This window comes from Paracoccus sp. TRP (assembly GCF_000185925.1).
In the GTDB taxonomy this organism is placed as follows: domain Bacteria; phylum Pseudomonadota; class Alphaproteobacteria; order Rhodobacterales; family Rhodobacteraceae; genus Paracoccus; species Paracoccus kondratievae.
On record NZ_AEPN01000018.1, the window covers coordinates 66,241 to 87,429 of the forward strand.

18 protein-coding genes and 1 riboswitch are annotated in these 21,189 nt (G+C 62.6%); of the genes, 6 read left to right on the forward strand and 12 right to left on the reverse strand.

The genetic code is table 11. The annotated features are described in order from the left end of the window. Positions 1-51: 51 nt before the first annotated feature. Entirely contained in the window at positions 52-714 is a 663-nt protein-coding gene (locus PARACOCCUSGL_RS0111265) for a GntR family transcriptional regulator (protein WP_040601998.1), read from the forward strand. Here PARACOCCUSGL_RS0111265 and PARACOCCUSGL_RS0111270 read toward each other — a convergent pair. The 7 genes from PARACOCCUSGL_RS0111270 to PARACOCCUSGL_RS0111300 all read right to left on the reverse strand — a co-directional run bounded on the left by PARACOCCUSGL_RS0111270 (position 711) and on the right by PARACOCCUSGL_RS0111300 (position 12,058). Further along, positions 711-2,444 (reverse strand): SulP family inorganic anion transporter, encoded by a 1,734-nt coding sequence (locus tag PARACOCCUSGL_RS0111270; RefSeq protein ID WP_040602000.1) that lies wholly within the window; start codon positions 2,442-2,444, stop codon positions 711-713. The genes PARACOCCUSGL_RS0111265 and PARACOCCUSGL_RS0111270 overlap by 4 nt on opposite strands. A gap of 83 nt (positions 2,445-2,527) precedes the next feature. Next, positions 2,528-3,406 (reverse strand): MBL fold metallo-hydrolase, encoded by an 879-nt coding sequence (locus tag PARACOCCUSGL_RS0111275; RefSeq protein WP_010396483.1) that lies wholly within the window; start codon positions 3,404-3,406, stop codon positions 2,528-2,530. A 175-nt stretch (positions 3,407-3,581) separates the two neighbouring features. Further along, positions 3,582-5,381, reverse strand: coding sequence for a phosphomethylpyrimidine synthase ThiC (thiC, locus tag PARACOCCUSGL_RS0111280; RefSeq protein WP_010396485.1), 1,800 nt, complete (start codon positions 5,379-5,381; stop codon positions 3,582-3,584). Between the two features lie 117 nt (positions 5,382-5,498). Continuing rightward, positions 5,499-5,629, reverse strand: a riboswitch (TPP riboswitch). A gap of 35 nt (positions 5,630-5,664) precedes the next feature. Further along, a complete protein-coding gene (locus tag PARACOCCUSGL_RS0111285) occupies positions 5,665-7,044 on the reverse strand; it encodes an efflux transporter outer membrane subunit (protein WP_010396487.1) in 1,380 nt (459 codons plus the stop codon). Between the two features lie 103 nt (positions 7,045-7,147). Then, the gene (locus PARACOCCUSGL_RS0111290) at positions 7,148-10,273 is read right to left on the reverse strand and encodes an efflux RND transporter permease subunit (protein ID WP_010396490.1); all 3,126 of its coding nucleotides are present in this window, start codon (positions 10,271-10,273) and stop codon (positions 7,148-7,150) included. Positions 10,274-10,277: 4 nt separating this feature from the next. Beyond that, a complete protein-coding gene (locus tag PARACOCCUSGL_RS0111295) occupies positions 10,278-11,459 on the reverse strand; it encodes an efflux RND transporter periplasmic adaptor subunit (protein ID WP_010396493.1) in 1,182 nt (393 codons plus the stop codon). A gap of 32 nt (positions 11,460-11,491) precedes the next feature. Continuing rightward, positions 11,492-12,058: a TetR/AcrR family transcriptional regulator gene (locus tag PARACOCCUSGL_RS0111300; RefSeq protein WP_138918334.1), complete on the reverse strand. Its 567-nt coding sequence runs from the start codon at positions 12,056-12,058 to the stop codon at positions 11,492-11,494. A gap of 207 nt (positions 12,059-12,265) precedes the next feature. Between PARACOCCUSGL_RS0111300 and PARACOCCUSGL_RS22165 the strand changes: the two genes are divergently transcribed. The 5 genes from PARACOCCUSGL_RS22165 to ilvD all read left to right on the forward strand — a co-directional run bounded on the left by PARACOCCUSGL_RS22165 (position 12,266) and on the right by ilvD (position 16,698). Then, positions 12,266-12,442 (forward strand): hypothetical protein, encoded by a 177-nt coding sequence (locus PARACOCCUSGL_RS22165; RefSeq protein WP_010396497.1) that lies wholly within the window; start codon positions 12,266-12,268, stop codon positions 12,440-12,442. A 92-nt stretch (positions 12,443-12,534) separates the two neighbouring features. Then, entirely contained in the window at positions 12,535-13,167 is a 633-nt protein-coding gene (locus PARACOCCUSGL_RS0111310) for a lysophospholipid acyltransferase family protein (RefSeq protein ID WP_029372091.1), read from the forward strand. A gap of 3 nt (positions 13,168-13,170) precedes the next feature. After that, entirely contained in the window at positions 13,171-14,109 is a 939-nt protein-coding gene (locus tag PARACOCCUSGL_RS0111315) for a phosphatidate cytidylyltransferase (protein WP_010396501.1), read from the forward strand. Further along, positions 14,106-14,753: a CDP-alcohol phosphatidyltransferase family protein gene (locus PARACOCCUSGL_RS0111320; protein WP_010396503.1), complete on the forward strand. Its 648-nt coding sequence runs from the start codon at positions 14,106-14,108 to the stop codon at positions 14,751-14,753. The genes PARACOCCUSGL_RS0111315 and PARACOCCUSGL_RS0111320 overlap by 4 nt, the downstream gene beginning before the upstream one ends. A gap of 106 nt (positions 14,754-14,859) precedes the next feature. Continuing rightward, positions 14,860-16,698 (forward strand): dihydroxy-acid dehydratase, encoded by a 1,839-nt coding sequence (gene ilvD / locus PARACOCCUSGL_RS0111325; protein ID WP_010396505.1) that lies wholly within the window; start codon positions 14,860-14,862, stop codon positions 16,696-16,698. A 44-nt stretch (positions 16,699-16,742) separates the two neighbouring features. On the opposite strand, the gene PARACOCCUSGL_RS0111330 is transcribed toward ilvD, so the two are convergent. From PARACOCCUSGL_RS0111330 to PARACOCCUSGL_RS0111350, 5 genes are read right to left on the reverse strand one after another with little or no spacing between them, the layout of a single operon-like run. Beyond that, positions 16,743-17,858, reverse strand: coding sequence for a thiolase family protein (locus PARACOCCUSGL_RS0111330; protein ID WP_010396508.1), 1,116 nt, complete (start codon positions 17,856-17,858; stop codon positions 16,743-16,745). Further along, on the reverse strand, positions 17,855-19,012 hold the full coding sequence (locus PARACOCCUSGL_RS0111335) for an AMP-binding protein (RefSeq protein WP_010396510.1): 1,158 nt from the start codon (positions 19,010-19,012) through the stop codon (positions 17,855-17,857). Before PARACOCCUSGL_RS0111335 ends, PARACOCCUSGL_RS0111330 begins: the two co-directional genes overlap by 4 nt. Then, positions 19,009-19,584 carry a biotin transporter BioY gene (locus PARACOCCUSGL_RS0111340; RefSeq protein WP_010396512.1) on the reverse strand — a complete coding sequence of 192 codons (576 nt, stop codon included), beginning with the start codon at positions 19,582-19,584 and terminating at the stop codon, positions 19,009-19,011. Before PARACOCCUSGL_RS0111340 ends, PARACOCCUSGL_RS0111335 begins: the two co-directional genes overlap by 4 nt. Positions 19,585-19,599: 15 nt before the next feature. Next, a complete protein-coding gene (locus tag PARACOCCUSGL_RS0111345; RefSeq protein WP_010396514.1) occupies positions 19,600-20,220 on the reverse strand; it encodes an energy-coupling factor transporter transmembrane protein EcfT in 621 nt (206 codons plus the stop codon). After that, positions 20,195-20,944 (reverse strand): energy-coupling factor ABC transporter ATP-binding protein, encoded by a 750-nt coding sequence (locus tag PARACOCCUSGL_RS0111350; RefSeq protein ID WP_010396516.1) that lies wholly within the window; start codon positions 20,942-20,944, stop codon positions 20,195-20,197. Before PARACOCCUSGL_RS0111350 ends, PARACOCCUSGL_RS0111345 begins: the two co-directional genes overlap by 26 nt. Positions 20,945-21,189 lie beyond the last annotated feature (245 nt).

A 21,189-nucleotide genomic window follows, 5' to 3' on the forward strand; every position in this document is an offset into this window, starting at 1 on the left:
GAAAATTCTCCGTAGCTGAATCAGACAGACTGGCGCCAACGGGGGGACTGAATGGATGGAATGCTTAATACGCGCGCACAGGTCGCGCTGGCCGAAGCTTTGCGCCACGGCGAATTGCATGCCGGCCAATTCCTGTCGATGCCTCAGCTGGTCGATATCCTGAAACTGCCATTGGCCGCGGTGCGCGAGGCCGCGCGCCATGCCAGCAGCTCGGGTTGGCTTGAGATTATTCCCAAGCGGGGAGTCCAGATCATGGACGCCCGGCCCGGGACGATCCGCGACAGTCTCGACATGCGCATGGTGCTGGATCAAGAGGGTGCGCGGCGCCGCATTCTGGACGGTGACGAGCTCGCCCCGCTGGGCGCACTACGTCAGGCGCATGAGCAGATGCTGGCTGCCGCCCGTGGCGCGGCCACACCAGAGCTGTCACCGAATGCGATTGCAGTCGATCTGTCGCTGCATGACTTTCTGGCCGGAGGGCTGAATAATCCGCTGCTGCGCAGTTGCTATGACAGCAACCGGATCCGCATCGCGATACTTCAGCGCGTGCGCCCCTTTGTGCAAGAGCGTATCCTTTCGGCCATGGAAGAACATCTGGCGATCATTGATGCGGTCGAGCGCCGCGATATATCCGCTGCGGTCGAGGCCATCGCCTATCACTGCGAACGCACCCAGCATTGGTGGGGCGTGCCGGCCTATCACCGCGGCCGCTAAAGCGCCTCGGCCCCGCAACCCACACCTGCTAGCCGGCACATCGCCTCATGCTGGCTCAGAAACACCTGCCCGGTCAGATGGTCAAGGAACCGGCTGCGCTGCAGCCGGTCCATTACCGGCCCCTTCACCTCTGAAAGGTGGAAATGGATGCCTGTCTCGGCAAGCCGACGGTTGATCTCTTCGAGGCTTTCCAGCGCGCTGGCATCAATGTCATTCACCGCCGGACACATCAGGACCACATGGCGCAGCCCAGAACGGTCGGCCACCAATGCGGCGATGCGATCTTCAAGAAAGCGGGCATTGGCGAAATACAGGCTTTCATCCACCCGCAGGGACAGGATCCGGGGATGGGTGATAACACGGTGACGCTCAGTATTGCGGTAATGCTCGGTCCCAGGCACCTGCCCGACGACAGCGGAATGCGGGTGTGAACTACGCCATTGCTGCAAGATCAGCGACAAAAGCACCCCGGCGGTGATACCCTCTTCGACGCCAAGGGTCAGGGTGACAAGGATCGTTGCGAGCATCGCCGCCCCGTCCGAGCGGCAATAGCGCAAGGTACGGATCACCGCGCCGAAATCGACCAGTGTCAGCACCGCAAGGATGATGGTCGCGGCCAGCGTCGCCTGTGGCAGATCGGCCAGCGCCGGGGTCAGAAACAGCGTCGCCAGCGCGATGCCGACAGCCGTGAACACACCTGCAGCAGGGGTGCGCGCGCCGGCATCGAAGTTCACCACCGAGCGGGCAAATCCCCCGGTGACCGGATAGCCCGAGGTCAGCGCCGCAGCAATATTGGCGGCGCCAAGCCCGACCAGTTCTTGATCCGGCTCGATCCGTTCGCGCCGCCGCGCAGCAAGCGTCTGTGCGACAGAAACGGATTCAACAAAACCCACAACCGAAATCAGCAGCGCCGCCGGGATCAGCGCCACCACCAGATCATAGGAAAGAACCGGCAAGCCAGGGCTGGGCAGACCGCGTGGAATCGCACCGATCAGCGCCACACCCTGTCCCCCCAGATCCAGCCAGCGGGTCAGTCCGATGGTCGCGGCAATGGCAAGGATCGGCGCCGCCCGCGCAATGCCATCGGCAAGACGCGGCCCAACCCCGGCAAGCGTCAGCCAGCCTTTGAGATAGCGGCGCGAGAGGTAAAGAAAGACCAGCACCCCAGTCCCGAGGATCACAGTCCCGGGATTGATCTCGCCTGCCTGCGCCACCAATGCGAACAGGATCTGTGGCAGGGTGCCGCCACCGCCCGGCGTGCCGAGGATGTGATGCAGCTGCCCCGCCGCGATCAGGATGCCCGACGCGGTGATAAAGCCCGAGATCACCGGATGGCTAAGAAAATGCGCCAGAAACCCCAGCCGCAAAATGCCCATCACCACCAGCATCGCACCGGAAAGCGCTGCCAGCGTCACCGCAGCTGAGACGGCATCGGCAAGTCCGGCATCGACCACCGGCGCAACAGCCGAGGCCGTCATCAGCGACACCACCGCGACCGGCCCCACCGCCAGCGTGCGCGATGAGCCAAAGGCCGCATAGGCCAGCAAAGGCAGGATCGAGGCGTAAAGCCCAGCCTCGGGCGGCAGGTTGGCAAGCATGGCATAACCAAGCCCTTGCGGAATCAGCATGATCGTCACGATCACCGCCGCCAGCAGGTCGGCGGTGAAAGTCGCGCCGTCATAGCGCCTGCCCCAGTCCAGAATGGGCAACCAGCCCCGCACTCGTCTCACACCCAAACTCCCTGCCCTCGTCCTTTGGACAATAGCAGATCAGCACCGGGGCGGATCAAGCGCAAGCACCTGACTTTTCCCAGCTATTTCCAGGGGGCCTGCAACAGGTCCAGCGGGATTTTCAGATAGCGCCGCCCGTTCGCCTCGGGTTCGGGCAGACGCCCGGCGTTGATGTTGATTTGCAGCGCATGCAGGATCAGCTTGGGCATTGGCAGGGTGCGGTCGCGGGCCTCGCGCACGGCCACGAATTCATCCTCGGTCGGCCGCTGCGACAGGTGGATATTCGTTGTCCGCTGCTTGGCCACGGTCGATTGCCAGCGCGCCTCGCGTCCGCCCTGACAGTAATCGTGGCCGGTGAAAATCCGCGTCTCATCCGGCAGGGACAGGATATCCTGAATCGATCGCCACAGGACATGTGCATCTCCGCCCGGGAAATCGGCACGGGCAGTGCCGCTGTCAGGCATGAACAGCGTGTCATGCACAAAGGCCGCATCCCCGACGACATAGGTGACCGAGGCCAGCGTATGGCCCGGTGAAAACATCACATGGGCGGGGATATTGCCGACCGAGAACCGCTCACCCGCAGCAAACAGCTTGTCCCATTGCGAGCCATCGGCAGGGAAATCAGGCCAGTTATAGAAATCCTTCCACAGGTTTTGCACCTCGACAATCTTTTCGCCGATGGCGGTCGGGGCGCCGGTCTTGCTACGCAGGTAATCGGCGGCCGAGAAGTGGTCGGCATGGGGATGGGTATCCAGAATCCACTGAACCTCATAGCCTTTATCAGCGATAAAGCTAAGGATGCGGTCGGCCTCGATGGTGGCGGTGGCACCGGATTTCTCGTCATAATCCAGCACCGGGTCGATGATGGCGCATTTTCCGGTCTCGGGGTCGGCTACGACATATTGCACCGAGCCGGTGCGCGCCTCGTAGAAGCCGGTCACTTCCGGGACATTCACCATGGGTCGTCTCGCTTTTGCTTCTTTAAACCGCAGCCGGCCAGGCCGGCCTATGGGATGACCTCTATTCAATCCCACGCCCCAGTGCCACCGAAACCATAGCTGGAAAAGACCCCGCCCCCGCGTCAGACGGAAGCGGCCAGTAAGGCTCTGGCCGCCTCTGGTTGCTGCGCCGAGGTCAGCCCGCCTCGGTCACGGCGACGTCTTTCGCGGGCAGATACAGCGCCCCGCCCTGTCGGAATTTTTCGGCCATTTCCTCCATGCCGGCCTGACGCTCGGCCTCGGCCCGGATGTCGTGCGAAATGCGCATCGAGCAGAACTTGGGCCCGCACATCGAGCAGAAATGCGCAAGCTTATGCGCCTCTTTCGGCATGGTCTCGTCATGCATGGCGCGTGCGGTGTCAGGGTCAAGGCCAAGGTTGAACTGATCCTCCCAGCGAAACTCGAACCGTGCCCGCGACAAGGCGTCATCGCGCAGACGCGCCCCGGGATGACCCTTGGCCAGATCGGCGGCATGAGCGGCCAGCTTGTAAGTGATCACACCGGTTTTGACGTCGTCACGGTCGGGCAGACCCAGATGTTCCTTGGGCGTGACATAGCAAAGCATCGCGGTCCCGAACCAGCCAATCATCGCCGCGCCAATGCCCGAGGTGATATGATCATAGCCCGGCGCGATATCGGTGGTCAGCGGCCCGAGCGTATAGAAGGGCGCGTCATGGCAATGGCGCTGCTGCTCATCCATATTCGCCTTGATCTTATGCATGGGCACATGGCCCGGCCCCTCGATCATCACCTGGCAATCCCTGGCCCATGCGATTTTGGTCAGCTCACCCAAGGTGCGAAGCTCTGCGAATTGCGCCTCGTCATTGGCATCAGCGATCGAACCGGGGCGCAACCCGTCGCCCAGACTGAAGCTGACATCATAGGCACGCATGATGTCGCAGATTTCCTCAAAATTCTCATAGAGAAAGCTCTCGCGGTGGTGATGCAGACACCATTTCGCCATGATCGAGCCTCCGCGACTGACGATCCCCGTCACCCTGCGCGCAGTCAGCGGGATCATATGCAGGCGCACCCCGGCATGGATGGTAAAGTAATCGACGCCCTGTTCGGCCTGCTCGATCAGCGTATCGCGGTAAATCTCCCAACTCAGATCCTCGGCGACGCCGCCGACCTTTTCCAGTGCCTGATACAGCGGAACCGTACCAATCGGGACCGGAGCGTTGCGGATGATCCAGTCGCGGATGTTGTGAATATTGCGCCCGGTCGAAAGGTCCATGACAGTATCGGCGCCCCAGCGGATCGCCCAGACCATCTTTTCAACCTCTTCCTCCATGCTGGAGGTGACGGCGGAATTGCCGATATTGGCATTCACCTTGACGCGAAAATTGCGGCCAATGATCATCGGCTCAAGCTCACGATGGTTGATATTGGCCGGGATGATCGCACGACCGGCAGCGATCTCGGCCCGCACGAACTCGGGCGTCACCAGATCGGGCAGATCCGCGCCCATTGGATCACCATCGCGAATATGGGCGGCCAACCTGCCTTCATTCTCGCGGATGGCGACAAATTCCATTTCTGGCGTGACGATGCCCGCACGAGCATAGGCAAGCTGAGTAATTGCCCGGTCCCCAACCGCGCGCAGCGGATCGCGGCGTTCAGGGAATGCAGGGGTCAGGCGCGCGCCCTCGGCAAACCCGTTGTCGGCAGCAGTCACGGGACGGCCCGGATAGGAGGCCACATCACCGCGCCGCAACTGCCAGTCGCCGCGCAGATCGGGCAGACCACGCGCGATATCGGCCCGCACCCCGGCATCCGTATAGGGGCCAGAGCTGTCATAGACGATCAGCGGTGCCTCGTTTGAAACCGCGATTTCGCGCATCGGCACACGAATATCGTGCACCTGCCCCGGAACATGGATCTTGCGCGATCCGGGCAGAGGGCCGGTGGTGATAGTGGGAAGGGTCTGGCTCATCTCGTTCTCCCTGAGCAGAGACCCAGCCGAGCCCGGAAGCAGAAAGGGGCCAACGGCCCCGCGAGATGCGAAAAGGGCCGGGTGGCCCGAAAGGACCACCCCGCGATCTGCGTATGGGGAAATGCCCTTCGGTCTTCCTACGCCAGTATCAACTGGGTCAGGTTCAAAGGGTCGCTTCACCGGAACCGCTATAAGACGGTCCCTGTCAGCCTCTCAGTCCCCTGGGCGGGACTCCCCTGACGTCCGGGCAGCATGGCCGTTTCCCTGCGGCCGGTCAATACCCTCAGCTGGCAGGCAGGCCGACACCGCCGGCCGAGGCTGCGCTGAGAGCGACAAAGTTCAGCGCCTGCTGACGCACCGCTGCCGCCAGTTCCTGACGGGCTGAAAGCAGGCTGCGCTCGGCATCCAGGACCGGGAAGAAATCAGCCTCGCCCAGTTCATACGAACTGCGGGTCAGGCTGACCGTCTCGCGGGCGTTATCGACCAGACGCGATTGCGCGGAAACTGCGCGAGCGTCGCGGTTATAGCCGGCCAGCGCGTTCTCGACCTCTTCGACCGCTTTCAGGACCGATGCCTGCCACGCCAGCCGCGCCTGTTCGGCACGCGCCTGCGCAGCCGACAGCCGGGCCTCATTCGCGCCCCCGGTAAAGAGGGGCAGCGTGATCTGGGGCCCAAAGCCCCAGGTCTTCATGCTGCCGCCACCGCGGATATTGGTCGGCGTGATCGTGCCCGACAGGGTCAGGCGCGGATAAAAGGCGGCCTGCGCCTCGCCCACATCGGCGACAGCTGCGGCAAGGTTGCGTTCGGCCATGCGCACATCGGGGCGCACCCGGATCACATCGGCAGGTACACCGACGCTGGCGCTGTAGCGCGCGCGCGGCTGGCCACCCGTCTTGCGCAACTGCGCCGCGATATCGGTGCTGCGCCCAGCGGTCAGGGTCGCAAGCCGGTTCACCGACTGGTCAAACCCGACCTCAAGCGCGGGCAAGGCCGCCTCGGCCTGGGCAACCAGCTGCTCAGCCTGCAGCACCTCAAGGCGCGAGGCGCTGCCAAAGGCATCCTGCGTCCGCGTCATCTCAAGCGTGCGCTTGCGGCTTTGAAGGCTCTGGCGGGTCAGAGCCATCGTCTCCTGATAGTAGCGCGCATCAACATAGGCCGAGGCGATTGCGCTGGCGACGGTCAGCCGCGCCACTTCTGCCGACAGATAGGCCGCATCCAGCCGGGCCGAGGCACCCTCGCGCGCGGCGCGGTTCTGCCCAAAAAGGTCAATCAGCCACGAAACGCCCAGCGTCGCAGAGGTGGTTTCGACCACGCCGGTTTCGTTGTGCGCGCGTCCGGCCGCACCTTCGGCCTGCGCCTGCGGCAGGTCGTTTGCACCGACCAGCCGGGCATTGGCCTGTGCCTCGCGGATCGTGGCAACAGCGGTCTGGACATCAAGGTTGCGCTTTAACCCCGCTGCAATCAACGCATCCAGCCGCTTGTCGCGAAACGCTGCCCACCAGGCGTTCGAGCCGGCGCGCCGGGCCGGAGAGCTGGAGGCAAAGCTTGTAGCCACATCGGCCTTGGGCGCCGTGTAGGTGACCGGGTTACAGGCGGCAAGCGCCAGGGTCGAGACGAACCCGCCCAGGATGCCGCGACGGGAAAGAGACAAGGTATGAGTCATCCGAAACTCTCTGCTTGAAACGGCCCGGAACCGGGTCGCGGAAAAGAAGGGAAAGCACGGGCGGCCCCCGGGACCGCCCGTACCCTTGCGGCGAAGCCGGAGCCTAGCCCGCCGTATCGGCTTTTGCAGGCTTCTCAGCTTTTGCGCCGGTCAGGCGGCTGACAAGCCCAAGGACGAACACGAAGAACACCGGAACAAAAAACACAGCAAGGACGGTGGCCGCGACCATCCCACCGATCACGCCGGTACCGATCGCGTTCTGGCTGGCAGCCGAGGGTCCCGTTGCGATCGCAAGCGGCACCACGCCCAGCGTAAAAGCCAGCGAGGTCATCAGGATCGGCCGGAAGCGCAGTTTGGCCGCCTGTACCGCCGCCTCGATCAGGCTTTGACCCTGTTCGCGCAGCTCTTTGGCGAATTCGACGATCAGGATGGCGTTTTTGGCAGACAGGCCGATGATCGCGATCAGGCCGACCTTGAAGTAGATGTCGTTCGGCATGTCACGCAGCATCACCGCCCCGACACACCCCAGAACGCCCAAGGGCACCACCAGCATCACCGACAGCGGAATCGACCAGCTTTCGTAAAGGCCCGAAAGCAGCAGGAAGACAAAGAGAATACTCATCGCATAAAGCAGCGTCGCCTGCGAACCGGCCTGGATCTCTTCCAGAGACTGACCAGTCCATTCATAGCCAAAGCCCTGCGGCAGTTCGGTCGCCAGACGCTCCATCTCGGCCATGGCGGCACCAGAGCTGTAGCCCGGAGCAGCAGCGCCCGCGATACGGATCGAGGGATAACCGTTATAACCCACGACCTGCGACGGCCCCTGCTCCCAGCTTACGCTTGCAAAGGACGAGAAAGGCACCATGCCACCATTGCTGTTGCGCACGGTGAGCTTCAGGATGTCCTCGGCCTGCATACGCGAGTTTTCCTCGGCCTGCATGACCACGCGCTGCATCTTCCCGGCATTGGGGAAGTCGTTGATGTAGGCCGACCCCAGATATTGCGAGATCGTCGCCGAGATATCGGCAAAGGTCACGCCGAAGGCATTGGCCTTTTCACGGTCGATGGTGACATAGACCTGCGCGGCCGAGGGCAGACCCTCGATGCGCAGGCCGGTCGCGATGCCGTTTTCCTGCGCCTTGGCCATGATCTGCTGGGCGGCTGCAAGCAGCGCGTCCTGCCCCTGCCCACCACGGTCCTGCAGGCGGAAGCTGAAGCCGCCAGTGGAACCAAAGCCGGGAATCGGAGGCGGAGACAGCGCATAGGCCTGCGCGTCCTGATAGGTAAACATCTCCATATTCGCGGCATCAGCGATGGTCTGTGCCGACTGATCACGCTCGGCCCAGTCCTTGAAGGTGACGAACATCAGCCCGGCATTCGGCCCCTGCCCCGAAAAGCTGAAGCCCCGGATTGCCACGGTATTCTCGACCGCGTCGTTGCGCTGGAACATCTGTGCGGCCTGCGTCAGCACCTCATCGGTGCGGTTCGAACTGGCCGTCGGCGGGGTCTGGATATCGGTAATGATAAAGCCCTGATCCTCGTTCGGCAAAAAGCTGGTCGGCAGGCGCAGAAAGCCCATGGCCGTCGCTCCGACAAGCGCCAGATAAAAGACCATCATCACCAGCCGCTGCCTCGTGACAAAGCCGACCACGCGGGTATAGCGGTTGGTCAGCCGGTCGAAGTTGCGGTTAAACCAGCCAAAGAAACCTTTTTTCTCGTGATGGCCATTGATGGGCTTGAGGAAGGTCGCGCAAAGCGCCGGCGTCAGCGTCAGCGCGAGGAAGGCCGAGAACAGGATCGACACCACCATGGTCAGCGCGAACTGGCGATAAATGATACCCGACGAACCGGGGAAAAAGGCCATAGGCACAAAGACCGCCGCCAGGACCAGCGTGATACCGACGATAGCGCCCGAGATCTGGTCCATGGCTTTTTCCGTCGCCTCACGTGGCGGCAAACCCTCGCTTGCCATGATGCGTTCGACGTTCTCGATCACCACGATCGCGTCATCGACAAGGATGCCGATGGCCAGCACCATGGCGAACATGGTCAGCACGTTGATCGAAAAGCCCGCCGCCAGCATGACGGCCACCGTTCCCATCAACGCGATGGGCACCACAACGGTCGGGATGATCGTATAGCGAAAGTTCTGCAAGAACAGGAACATCACCAGGAAAACCAGTCCCACCGCCTCTAGCAGCGTATGCAGAACCTTTTCGATCGAGGCCTCGACGAAAGGTGTGGTGTCATAGGGAATGGTGTAGGTGACCCCATCCGGAAAGAAGCGGGACAGTTCCTCCATCTTCTCATGCACCGCCTCCGAGGTGTTCAGCGCGTTACCGGTCGTCGAAAGCTGGATACCCAGCGCCGCCGCCGGCTTGCCGTTGATACGCGACGAGAAGCTGTAGCTCTCTGCCCCGATTTCAAGCCGCGCCACGTCGCGCAAAAGCACGGTCGAGCCGTCGGGATTGGCGCGCAGCACGATGTTACCGAACTCATCGACATCGTCGAGCTGACCCTTGATCAGCACGGTCGCGGTCAGCTGCTGGCCGATGGGGTTCGGGTCTGCGCCGACCTTGCCTGCCGCAACCTGCGCGTTCTGCGCCCGTACCGCTGCCACGATCTCGGCCGAGCTGAGGTTAAGCCCGGTCATCTTGGTCGGATCAACCCAGATGCGCAGTGCACGTTCCGGCGCAAAGACCTGTGCGCGACCGACACCCTCAATGCGCCGTATCTCGCCCACCACGTTGCGGTTCAGGTAATCCCCAAGCGCGATGTCGTTCAGCGTGCCGTCATCAGAGGTCAGAGCAACCAACATCAAAAAGCCGGTGCCCGCCTCCTCGATCAGGATACCCTGATCGACCACACTTTGCGGCAACAGAGGTTCGACCCGGGCGACCGCGTTCTGCACATCGACCTGAGCGCGGGCAACGTCGGTTCCCGGTTCGAATGTCGCGGTGATCGACATGGCGCCCGAAGAATCCGAAACGGATTCGTAATAGGCCAGCCCTTCGACGCCGTTCAGCTCATCCTCGATGGGCTGGGCGACGGCGCGGTTGATCTCGCCCGGCGCGGCACCGGTGTAGGCGGTCGAAATGGTGATCTGTGGCCATGCCACCTGCGGGTATTGCGCGACCGGGATCAGCGGCAGGGACAAAATCCCCGCGATGACGAAAAAGATCGCGATCACCCAGGCGAGCACTGGCCGGTGAATGAAGAACCGTGCCATCCGCTTACTCCTGCGCTGCGGGCTGAGCGGATTCTTCCGCCGCGGCCGGGGCTTCGGTTGCAGCCGGCGCATTTGCCGGGAGCGCAACCACCTTGGCGTCGGGATACAGCTTTTGTGCACCCGCAACCACAACCCGGTCGCCCGGCTTCAGCCCCGCTTCGACCAGCCAGCGGTTATCGGTGGTCTGGCCAAGGGTCACATTGCGGCGCTCGACAGTTTCGTCATCCTTCATCGCATAGACATAGGCCTGACCCGACTGGTCGCGCTGCACCGCCATTTGCGGCACGATCAGGGCGTTGTCGCGTACCGCCTGTTCAATCCGCACGCGGACGTAAAGACCCGGCAGCAGATCGCCCTCGGGGTTCGGGAACTCGGCCCGCAGCGTGATCTGCCCGGTCGAGCTGTCCACGCTTGCTTCCGAGAACAGCAGTTTGCCCGAATGGGTATATTCCGTGCCGTCATCAAAGATCAGCCGTACCTCGGCTTCATCAGACGAAAGCATCGCAAGCTGCCCCGCAGCCAAAGCGCGGCGCAAGGCAAAAAGCTCGGACGAGGATTGGGTAAAGTCCACATAGACCGGGTCAAGCTGCTGGATCGTCGCCATGATGTCGGTCTGGGCGTTGACCAGCGCGCCCTCGGTCACCAGCGCGCGGCCGACGACGCCCGAAATCGGAGCCGTAACATCTGTGTAGCTGCGATTCAGTTCGGCCTCTTGCAGCGAGGCACGCGCAATGGCGACATCAGCCTCGGCCTGCGCAAGGGCGGTCGTCGCGTTGTCCAGATCGACGCCCGCCGTCACCTTGCGTTCGCGCAGGGCACGAGCCCGCTTTTCCTGATCGGCAGCGTTCAGCGCCGTTGCCTGGGCCCGCGCAAGCGTCCCCTTGGCACTGGCCACACGTACGTCATAGGGCGCGGGGTCGATGCGATAAAGAACGTCGCCCGCCTCGACCTTGCCGCCCTGTTCAAAGACGCGCTCAATGACGATACCGCCGACCCGCGGCCGCACTTCGGCGATGCGGGTGGCGGCAACACGGCCCGGCAGCTCGTTGATTACCGGCAATGCTTCGGGCTGGATTTCCAGTACGCTGACCTGCGGCGGCGGCAGCTGCTGGGCCAGAGCAGGCCCCATCAGCAGACAGCAAAGCACGAACCCGGCGCCCAGGCCGGGGAAAATTGGTTTTTTCATAGGGTCTTTCCTGTGAACCTCAGTGTGGGAGGTCAGTCTCCGTTTGCGCCAGGATCGCTTTCCGCGATCGCCATCAATTCATCGAGAATGTCATCACGGGTTTCCTGATCGAACCGGCTGAAACCGAAAAATTCGAGAAACGCCATGCCATGCAGGGCCAGAAGCGTCATGAGCATCCGTTTGCGGTCTCCGGCCTGTTCGGCAACGGCCTGGATGTCGCCAGAGATCACCTCACGCATGATCTCACGGCATTCGGCATGTTCGCCCATGCTCGCACTGATCAGCAATGCGATTTCAAGCTCTTCCTCGGTCGGAACCCGGCGGCATTTGTCGATCAGCGTCAGCAGCATGGTATTTGGCTTGCCTTCATGTCGCGCCTGAATTTCAGCGAAAACCTCACGGTGCCGGGCCATCTTGTGACGTATGAAAGCGGCAAGCAGCCCGGCCTTGCTTTCGCAATCATAAACCACGCTGGATTTACTGATTCCGGCCTCTTTGGCGACTGCATCAATGCTGAGACCGGCCGCACCGACACGTCGGGCCACCCTTTCGATGGCGGACATCAGTTCATCGCGGCTGATGGTTCGTTTGCGGCCCAAAATCGCCTCCACCATTTCCGTATGACCGTTCGTTTATTGACAGGATGGCCCCGAGTCAACCGCCAGAACTTCCCACACGGAAAGGTGAACGGCGTGTGGGTGTGTCCATGAATCCACAGATGTCCACACTATCCAAAGGTCGTACTTCCTTACCGCCACTGACGCCGTCCACAGTGCACATATGGAACAAGAACGAGGGATGAGATCATGAAAGGCACAGTCATTCTGACAGGCCGCAATGGTGCGCTGGTCTCGGGCGAATATGAGGTCAGCGGCGACACACTTCGCGTTTCCTATGGCGGAAATGAACGCGAGGTCCGTATCGACGGCGGGTCGGTCGACCATCTGGCGCAGGCGCTTTTGCGCGATCTGTGGCTGGGGTAAGCAGACCCTGACGCCGTAGCATGCGTCACCCCCTTCCGTCTTGACCGGGTTTCATGCAAGAACCTGACTAAACGGACTGACCTGGGGGTTAGATGACGGCGACAATCGCAGCCAGAATGACCCGTGCCGGACTGGTTGCTGCGGCGCGAGTGCTGCTAAGCCTGCGGGCCATCGACCTGCCCCCTAAAGGCAGCGGGCCGCGCGTTCTTGTTGCCAACCACGTCAGCCATGCAGATTTCGTGGCGCTTTGGTCGGTTCTGCCGAAACAGTTGCGATTGCAAACCCGGCCAGTCGCGGGCGCGGATTATTGGGAACGTTCGGACCTGCGGCGCTGGACCGCCAATCATGTATTCCGCGCCGTGCTTATCGATCGTGACCCGGCCAGCCGGCGCTCGGACCCGGTCGAAGCGGTGGCCGAGGTGCTGCGCAGCGGCGAGGACGTGATCTTTTTCCCCGAAGGTACGCGCAATCTGACCGACGCGCGGCTATTGCCGCTGAAATCGGGCATCTACCACCTTGCCCGCACCGTCCCCGAGGTAGAAATCGTGCCGGCCTGGATCCTGAACCTTGACCGCATTCTGCCCAAAGGGGCCTTTCTGCCGGTGCCTCTGAATTGCGCTGTGCGTTTTGGCACCCCGATGCAGGTCGGGCCGGGCGAAAGCCGCGAAGATTTCCTGAACCGCCTCTCATCCGCCATGCTGGCGCTGGCCGAGGCAAAGGGCTGATCCATGGACCGTTTCCACTCGCCTTCTGCCTATGTGTTCTACGGGCTTTTCGCCTTTCTGATCCTTGCCACACTGGTCGCGCAATTCCTGATCCGTTCGGGCAGGGTCACCGAACCAACGGCGGGGAACCTGACCCAGCGCATTCGCGCATGGTGGGTGATGATCGGCGTGCTTGCCCTGATCTTTACCCTTGGCGCGGGGGCAATCACGCTGTTCTTTGCACTGTGTTCGATGGCGGCACTGCGTGAATTTGCCACCATCACCCATACCCGGCGCGACGATCATGACGGGCTGGCCATCGCCTTTTACCTGATCCTGCCTTTGCAATATCTGCTGGTCTATTTCGAAGTCCCGGTCTTTGCCGCGCTGCTGATCCCGGTTTACAGCTTTCTGCTGCTGCCGGTCGTCACCGTGTTTAAAGGCGAGGTGCAGGGCTTTCTGACCCGCGTGTCAGAAACACAATGGGGGCTTATGGTCTGCGTCTATTGCGTGTCGCATATCCCGGCGATTCTGACACTGGACATCCCGTTTTACCGCTACAGCGCCTTTACGCTGGTCGCATGGCTGATCCTGGTCGTGCAGGCCTCGGATGTGCTGCAATATATCTGGGGCAAGAGCATCGGCCGCCACCTGCTGGCCCCGCGCGTCTCACCCTCGAAAACGGTTGAGGGGCTGGTCGGAGGCATGCTGAGCGCCACGGTTCTGGGGATGGCGCTGACGCCGATCACCCCTTTTCGCTGGTGGGAGGCAGGGCTGATCGCCCTGACCGTTACCGGCTTTGGCACTTTGGGCGGGCTGATCATGTCAGCGATCAAACGCGACCGCGGGGTCAAGGACTGGGGTACACTGGTCCAGGGGCATGGAGGCATTCTTGACCGGCTGGACAGTCTGGTCTTTTCGGCTCCGGTATTTTTGCACATTCTTGCTTGGGGGTGGATGTGACCGAGGATTTCAGCCGGCGCCCGATCGCCAGCCGCAATACGAAATGGGCAGCGCGGGTCACCCGATGGCTGGTCGCGCGCCAGATCGAGCCGAACCGCATCTCCATGGGTTCGGTCGTGGCGGCAGTGCTTGCGGGTGCGGCCTTTGCCCTGTCCGCACTTGTCGGCTCGCAATGGGCAGCGGGGCTGCTGTTGCTTCTGGGGGCGCTCTTTTGTCAGCTGCGCCTGCTTTGCAATCTATTTGACGGGCTGGTCGCGGTCGAAGGCGGCATGGGGTCACCCGATGGCGCTTTCTGGAACGAAGTACCGGACCGGCTGTCGGATGTGCTGATCCTGACCGGCTTTGGCATGGCGGCAGGCTATTGGGGTGTTGGCCTGCTTGCCGGGGCGCTGGCGATCACTACCGCCTACCTGCGGGAGTTTGGCCGGGCGGCGGGGCTGGGGTCGGATTTCCGCGGGCCGGGTTCAAAATCGCATCGCATGGCGGCGGTAACGATTGGCGCGCTGGCTCAGATCCTGGCTTGGGTTGCCGGGCTTGGCTGGCCGGTGCTGAGCTGGACGCTGTGGCTTGTGGTGGCACTGGTCGCGGTAACTATCCTGCGACGCAGCCAGCGCATACTTGACGGGTTGACGGGCCAGGCGTGAATTCGGGGCTGTCCCTGCCCGCTTGGCGTGATAAGGGATAACTTCGCCAATTCCTTCGTGATACTGGCCGCTCAGCACGGACAATCAGACGACAGAGAACCCAGCCATGCCCGCATATCGTTCCCGCACCACCACCCATGGCCGCAATATGGCAGGGGCCCGCGGCCTCTGGCGTGCGACCGGGGTGAAAAACAGCGATTTCGGCAAACCGATCATCGCGATTGTAAACAGTTTTACCCAGTTCGTGCCGGGACATGTGCACCTGAAGGACCTGGGCCAGATGGTTGCGCGCGAGGTCGAAGCGGCTGGCGGTATCGCCAAAGAGTTCAACACCATCGCGGTCGATGACGGTATCGCCATGGGCCATGACGGCATGCTTTATTCGCTGCCTTCGCGCGAACTGATCGCCGACTCGGTCGAATATATGGTCAACGCGCATTGCGCCGATGCCATGGTCTGTATCTCGAACTGCGACAAGATCACCCCCGGCATGCTGATGGCAGCAATGCGGGTGAACATCCCGACGATCTTTGTCTCGGGCGGACCGATGGAGGCGGGCAAGGTCACGCTGGGCGATGGCCGCAAGGTCGCGCTGGATCTGGTCGATGCCATGGTCGCTGCGGCTGATGACAAAGTGTCGGACGCAGATCTGACCGCTATCGAAGAGGCCGCCTGCCCGACCTGCGGCTCGTGCTCGGGGATGTTCACCGCCAACTCAATGAACTGCCTGACCGAGGCGCTGGGGCTGTCGCTGCCCGGCAACGGCTCGACCCTGGCAACTCATGCCTATCGCAAGAACCTGTTCCTTGAGGCTGGCCGGCGTATCGTCGACATCACCCGCCGCCATTATGAACAGGATGATGCCTCGGTCCTGCCACGCTCGGTCGCCAGCAAGGCCGCATTCTATAACGCCATGTCGCTGGATATCGCCATGGGCGGTTCGACGAACACCGTGTTGCACCTGCTTGCGGTCGCGCAGGAAGGCGGGGTCGATTTCACCATGGACGACATCGACGCCCTGTCGCGCAAGGTGCCCTGCCTGTGCAAGGTCGCGCCGAACAAGGCCGATGTGCATATGGAGGACGTCCATCGCGCCGGCGGCATCATGGCGATCATGGGCGAGCTTGACCGCGCCGGACTTGTCGATCGTAATTGCACCACGGTCCATGCCCCGACCATCGGCGCGGCTATCGACCAATGGGATATCGTGCGCAGCAACGATCCGCAGACGCGCCAGCTGTTCATGGCCGCGCCGGGTGGCGTACCGACACAGGTGGCGTTCAGCCAATCCTCACTCTGGCCCGATCTGGATCTGGACCGCGAAAAGGGCGTTATCCGTTCAGCCAAAACCCCGTTCTCAAAGGACGGCGGTCTGGCAGTGCTCAAAGGCAATCTGGCCGTCGATGGCTGCATTGTAAAGACCGCAGGCGTGGACGAATCCATCCTGGTCTTTTCGGGCAGGGCCAAGGTCTATGAAAGCCAGGACGCGGCTGTCTCGGGCATCCTGACCGGCAAAGTCCAGGCCGGGGATGTGGTCGTCATCCGTTACGAAGGACCCAAAGGTGGGCCGGGCATGCAGGAAATGCTCTATCCGACCAGCTACCTGAAATCCAAGGGGCTTGGAAAAGCCTGCGCGCTGATCACCGACGGCCGTTTTTCGGGCGGGACCTCCGGCCTGTCCATCGGCCATGTCAGCCCCGAAGCCGCTGCCGGCGGCATCATCGGTCTGGTGCATGACGGTGACCTGATCGAGATCGACATTCCCAACCGCTCGATCCGTCTGGCGGTCCCGGATGACGAGCTGGCCGCCCGTCGCGCCGAACAAGAGGCCCGGGGCTGGAAACCCGCGCAGCCGCGCCAGCGTCAGGTTTCGGGCGCGCTTAAGGTCTATGCACAATTCGCTGCCTCGGCCGACAAGGGTGCGGTGCGTATCCTGCCCGAGTAAGCCCATAGGGCGCGGCCGCTTTGACGACGGTTGCGCCCGATCTATCACTGGCCCAGCCGCTCAAGCACAACCGCCGTGCCAATCCCGCCCGCAGCAGCGATGGCGGCCAGGCCTCGCTGACCGGGCAAGCCCAGCTCATGGCACAGACGCACGAGGTTGATTGCCCCCGATGCGCCAATCGGGTGACCCCGCGCAAGCGCCCCGCCGCCGCGATTGATCAGCGTCTGCGGCAGATCAGTCAGCTGGGCGCAGGCGATTGCCTGAACGGCAAAGGCTTCCATCATCTCGACAGCTTCAAAAGAGGTGGGGCAAAGGTCGGTCACCGCCATGACGGCGCGGATCGCGCCGACAGGGGCAAGACCCGGCAATTCAGGATCAGCCCCGCGCGTCGCCCCGGCAAGCATACGCCAGCCGCTGTGCGCAAGCTTTTGCGCCAGCCGCGCTGAAACCATCAGGCAGAACCCTGCCCCATCGGCCGCAACCGCAGCATTTGCGGTGGAGATACTGCCCCGTAACACCGGCGCGCGGCTACAAAGCCGCTCTGTCATTGAGCGTGCGAACGGATCACTATCGATCCCCGCAATCGCTGTAATCTCAGACCGCATATGTATCCTGGCGGCAAGCGCCCGCGCGTGGCTTGCGATGGACCACTGGTCCTGAACCTCGCGCGTGATCCCGAGCCGCAGCGATATGGCCTCGGCCGCCGCGACCATATCAGGATCGCGTTCGGGCCATGGCGTAAAGGACGGCTGGTCATAGGCCTCGGGCGCGCCGCCCTCTGGATCGGTGCGCAGCCGAAGCGGGCGTCGGGAATAGCTTTCAACCCCGCCCGCAATGACAACCTCGCATTGACCCGAGCGGATCAGGGCATCGGCCAGCATGACCGCATCCATGCCCCCGCAGCATTGCCGGTCGATCGACAGGCCGGCCACCCGCTCGGCCAGCCCCGCCGCCAGCGCCACCACCCGGGCAGGATTGCCCCCGCCGCCAAGCGCGTTCGACAAAATCAGCTCATCGACATTATCTGCTGCCAGCCCAGCATCGCGCAGCAGATCCGCGATGACCGGAGCAGCGATCTGGTGCAGCTCAAGCGCGCGGAAAGCGCCGTTACGCGGCACGACAGCACTGCGACGCGCAGCAAGGATGACAGGATCGCTCATGCTTTTGCCCCAAAGCAGCGTGCCAGCGACGCCAGATCCGGCTTGCCCGAGGCAAGCACTGGCAGACGCGGCAAAAAGATGATGCGACGCGGGGCAGCGTGATCCCCCAGCGCCTCGCGGCAGGCCCGGCGCAGTCGCGCTGCCAGCGTATCATCGCCCTGCCCCTCAACCACCGCAAGGACGGAATGGCCGCGCCGTGGGTCCGGGACCGCAAGAGCCGCGCAAAGCCCCGCCCCGGCTGTAGCCAGCGCCGCCTCGACATCCTCAAGGAAAAGGTTCCGATCCGCGACCAGAACCATGCGGCTTTCCCTGCCCCGCAGGAAAAGATGGCCTGCCCCGTCCAGCCAACCGATATCACCGGTGACAAGATGGCCTTCCTCCCGGGGCGGCAGTGGCAGGTCTGGCTCGGCATAGCCGTCAAAAAGATACGGACTCGCGACCGCGATCCGCCCTGCGGGGCCCAGGTGCAGGCTCACCCCCGGATAGGCACGACCCACCGAGCCTTCAGGCGTTGCACCGTCAGCCATGGTGATGAAACTGGTCTCCGAGGTGCCGTAAAACTCACGGATCACGGCATTCGGGCACAGCGCCGCCATCGCCGCGCGGCAATCGGGGTCCAGCTTGCCACCGCCGCAAAACACATGGGTCAAACTGTACAACGGACCCGCATCCGCCATCAGCAAGCGTCGCAATTGCGCGGGCGTCGCATAAAGCACCGTCGCCGCACTATCCGTTAGTTGCCGCATTTGGCTGCGTGGGCTGTCTCCGGCAAGCAGCAACAGCCCCGCGCCAAGATGCAGCGCCTCTAACGTCGCATAAAGCGCCAGTGAGTGGCCAAGCTGGCCCAGCACTGCATAGCGGTCGCGCGGTGAAAGGCCAAAGGCGGCGCGGCTGATCTCAAAGCTTGCGATCCATGAGCCATGACTGCGCCGGATTGTCTTGACGCGCCCGCCCGAGCCCGAGCTTTGACAGAAAAGCCAAGGCGCAGGCTGGGGCCCGGCCGGGCGGATGCCCTGATGGCTGGCATGGACCGGCAACCCTTGCGCCAGACAGTCAAGAAGCGCCGTCGCAACCGGCGCATTCTGTCCGCGCAGCCCGTAACTGAGAACGGCTTCGCGCCGGGCCGGGACAAAGCGGGCCGTCGCCGGATTCACAGGCGGAAATCGCGCGGACCTGCCGGGACACGATGCCAGGCAAGCATCTGCGGCCTTACTCTTGCCAAAGCCTGTACAAGCATACCGGTGATCGCCGCCTTTAACAGATCACCCGGAATAAAGACCGCAACGAGGCGGAATGCTTCGATCAGGCTTTTGCCGCTGACAAGGGCTAGCCCGCTGGCCCCAAGCAGATAAAGGACTAGGATCCCACCAAAGACCGCGCCCAGCCCAGCCGCCAGCCCAGCCGAATGCAGCCGCACATGTTCGACGAACAGCCCGGTTGCAAAGGCCGCGACCGGAAACCCAAGTGCAAATCCTGCTGTCGGCGAGACAAAAACGCCAAGCCCCCCGCGCCCACCAGCAAGCAGCGGCAGGCCAAGCGCAACCAGCAGCAAAAACAGCCCGGCCGCCGCAGCGCCACGCCGCGCCCCAAGGACCGCACCAGCCAGCATGACGCCCAACGTCTGGGCAGTGATCGGCACGCCAAAGCCAAGCGTGATCTGCGGCACCAGCCCCAGCGCCGCAATCATGGCCGCGAACAGGGCGATCTGGGCGATATTCCGTTCCATTCGGTTTCTCCGGTCTCAGGGTTCCTGTTGGGGAGAGCCAAGCGGCCCGCCGCGTGCCCGCAAAGCTTCTCCGACATGATCGGCGTCGTCCAGAGCTTGCAGCGTCAAGGGCAGGATCAGCCTCCAGCCCGGACGGCGGCAAGATCGGGCACGCCAGGCCTCGGCCAGCGTTCCGGCCCGCTCGACAATGACTGGCGTAAAGCGGATGACAAGCGGGATGGCCGTATCAAGCAGATGCACGGGTAGGCCCAACCGGCCAAGGGGCGCGGTCAGGTGTTGCAGCACCTCGACCAGATCCTCAAGCCCTGTGGTCATGGTAACAAGATTGGCGAGCCCGATCAGCGTCACCATACGCAACGTGATCAACACCCCGCTTTGCCAGTCCCCCGTTACCCCATGCCAGACAAGCAGGATAAGGACAAAGGGCACAACCACCCGCATCCCGCACATGCCCGCGCGGAAAAAGGCTGTGCCCGGTGCGGCGTAAAGCGCCAGAACCAACAGCAGCGCCGTCACATGAACGACCATACTGCCAGTCAGGAACAGCCCGGTCGAAGCAAGGCACAGCCCCGCAAGCTTGAGCCCCGCCGGCCAGTGATGGGCGCGTGTCTTAACCGGCGAGGTCAGCGATATCATCCAGATCCCCCAGACGGATCATCTCGGCCGTAAAGCGCGGCAGGACCTCAGCCGGCGTACCTTGGGCAACGATGCGACCACGGTCCAACCAGAACAATTCCTTACAATCTTCAAGATCCGATGGCTCGTGCGAAATATGCAGCGACCGCGTATTGACCCGCCGCAGGTAGCGCGCAAGTTGGCGGCGGGTCGGGATGTCAAGCCCGGCATAAGGTTCATCAAGGATCAGAAGCCGTGGGCGCATCGCCAACACCGCCATCATGCAGACGAGATGCTTCTGTCCCTGTGACAGCGCCGAGATCGGGGCATCCTTCCAGTGCAGCTTGTCAAAACTGTGCAGCACGGCCTCGGCCCTCGCGGCGGCTGCATGTTTGTCCAGGCCTTGTTGCCGCAAGCCAAAAGCGATTTCTTCGCTAACGCGCGGAAAGATGATCTGATGCTCAGGGTTCTGAAAGAGGATACCTACAGTCGCAAGCGCTTCACGGCGATCCCTGAAAATATCATGTCCTCCGATGCGAATGGTCCCCGAACTCGGGGCTATCAGTCCGGCAAGCAGCCGCGCCAACGTACTTTTCCCCGAGCCATTGCGGCCGACCACACCGATACGCCGCGCAGTCGAGTATAATGTCAGCCCTGAGAGCACAGGACGGCCTGCAACTTCATGGCCCACCTCGTCGAGATGGATGGCCAGGTCTGCGCTATCGTCCTCGGGTCGTTTCTGCATCGTCCGGATCTCATGCTTTCTCGGCACCGCCGAATATCCCGGCCCTTTAATCGCAGATGTGCGTCCAGAGAAAGGCAGGATTACGATCACTGTCTTGCAGAGCGTCGTCAGGGAGAGCGCGGTAGTCACACTCGCGTCACACGAACACTTTGGCGTGTGATGGCCGTTGTTTGAGAAGTCGCGCCCGATCAGGCTTCACAGGAGCAATCCACGGGTTAGGTCGTGTTGACAAAAGGGATTCCTCT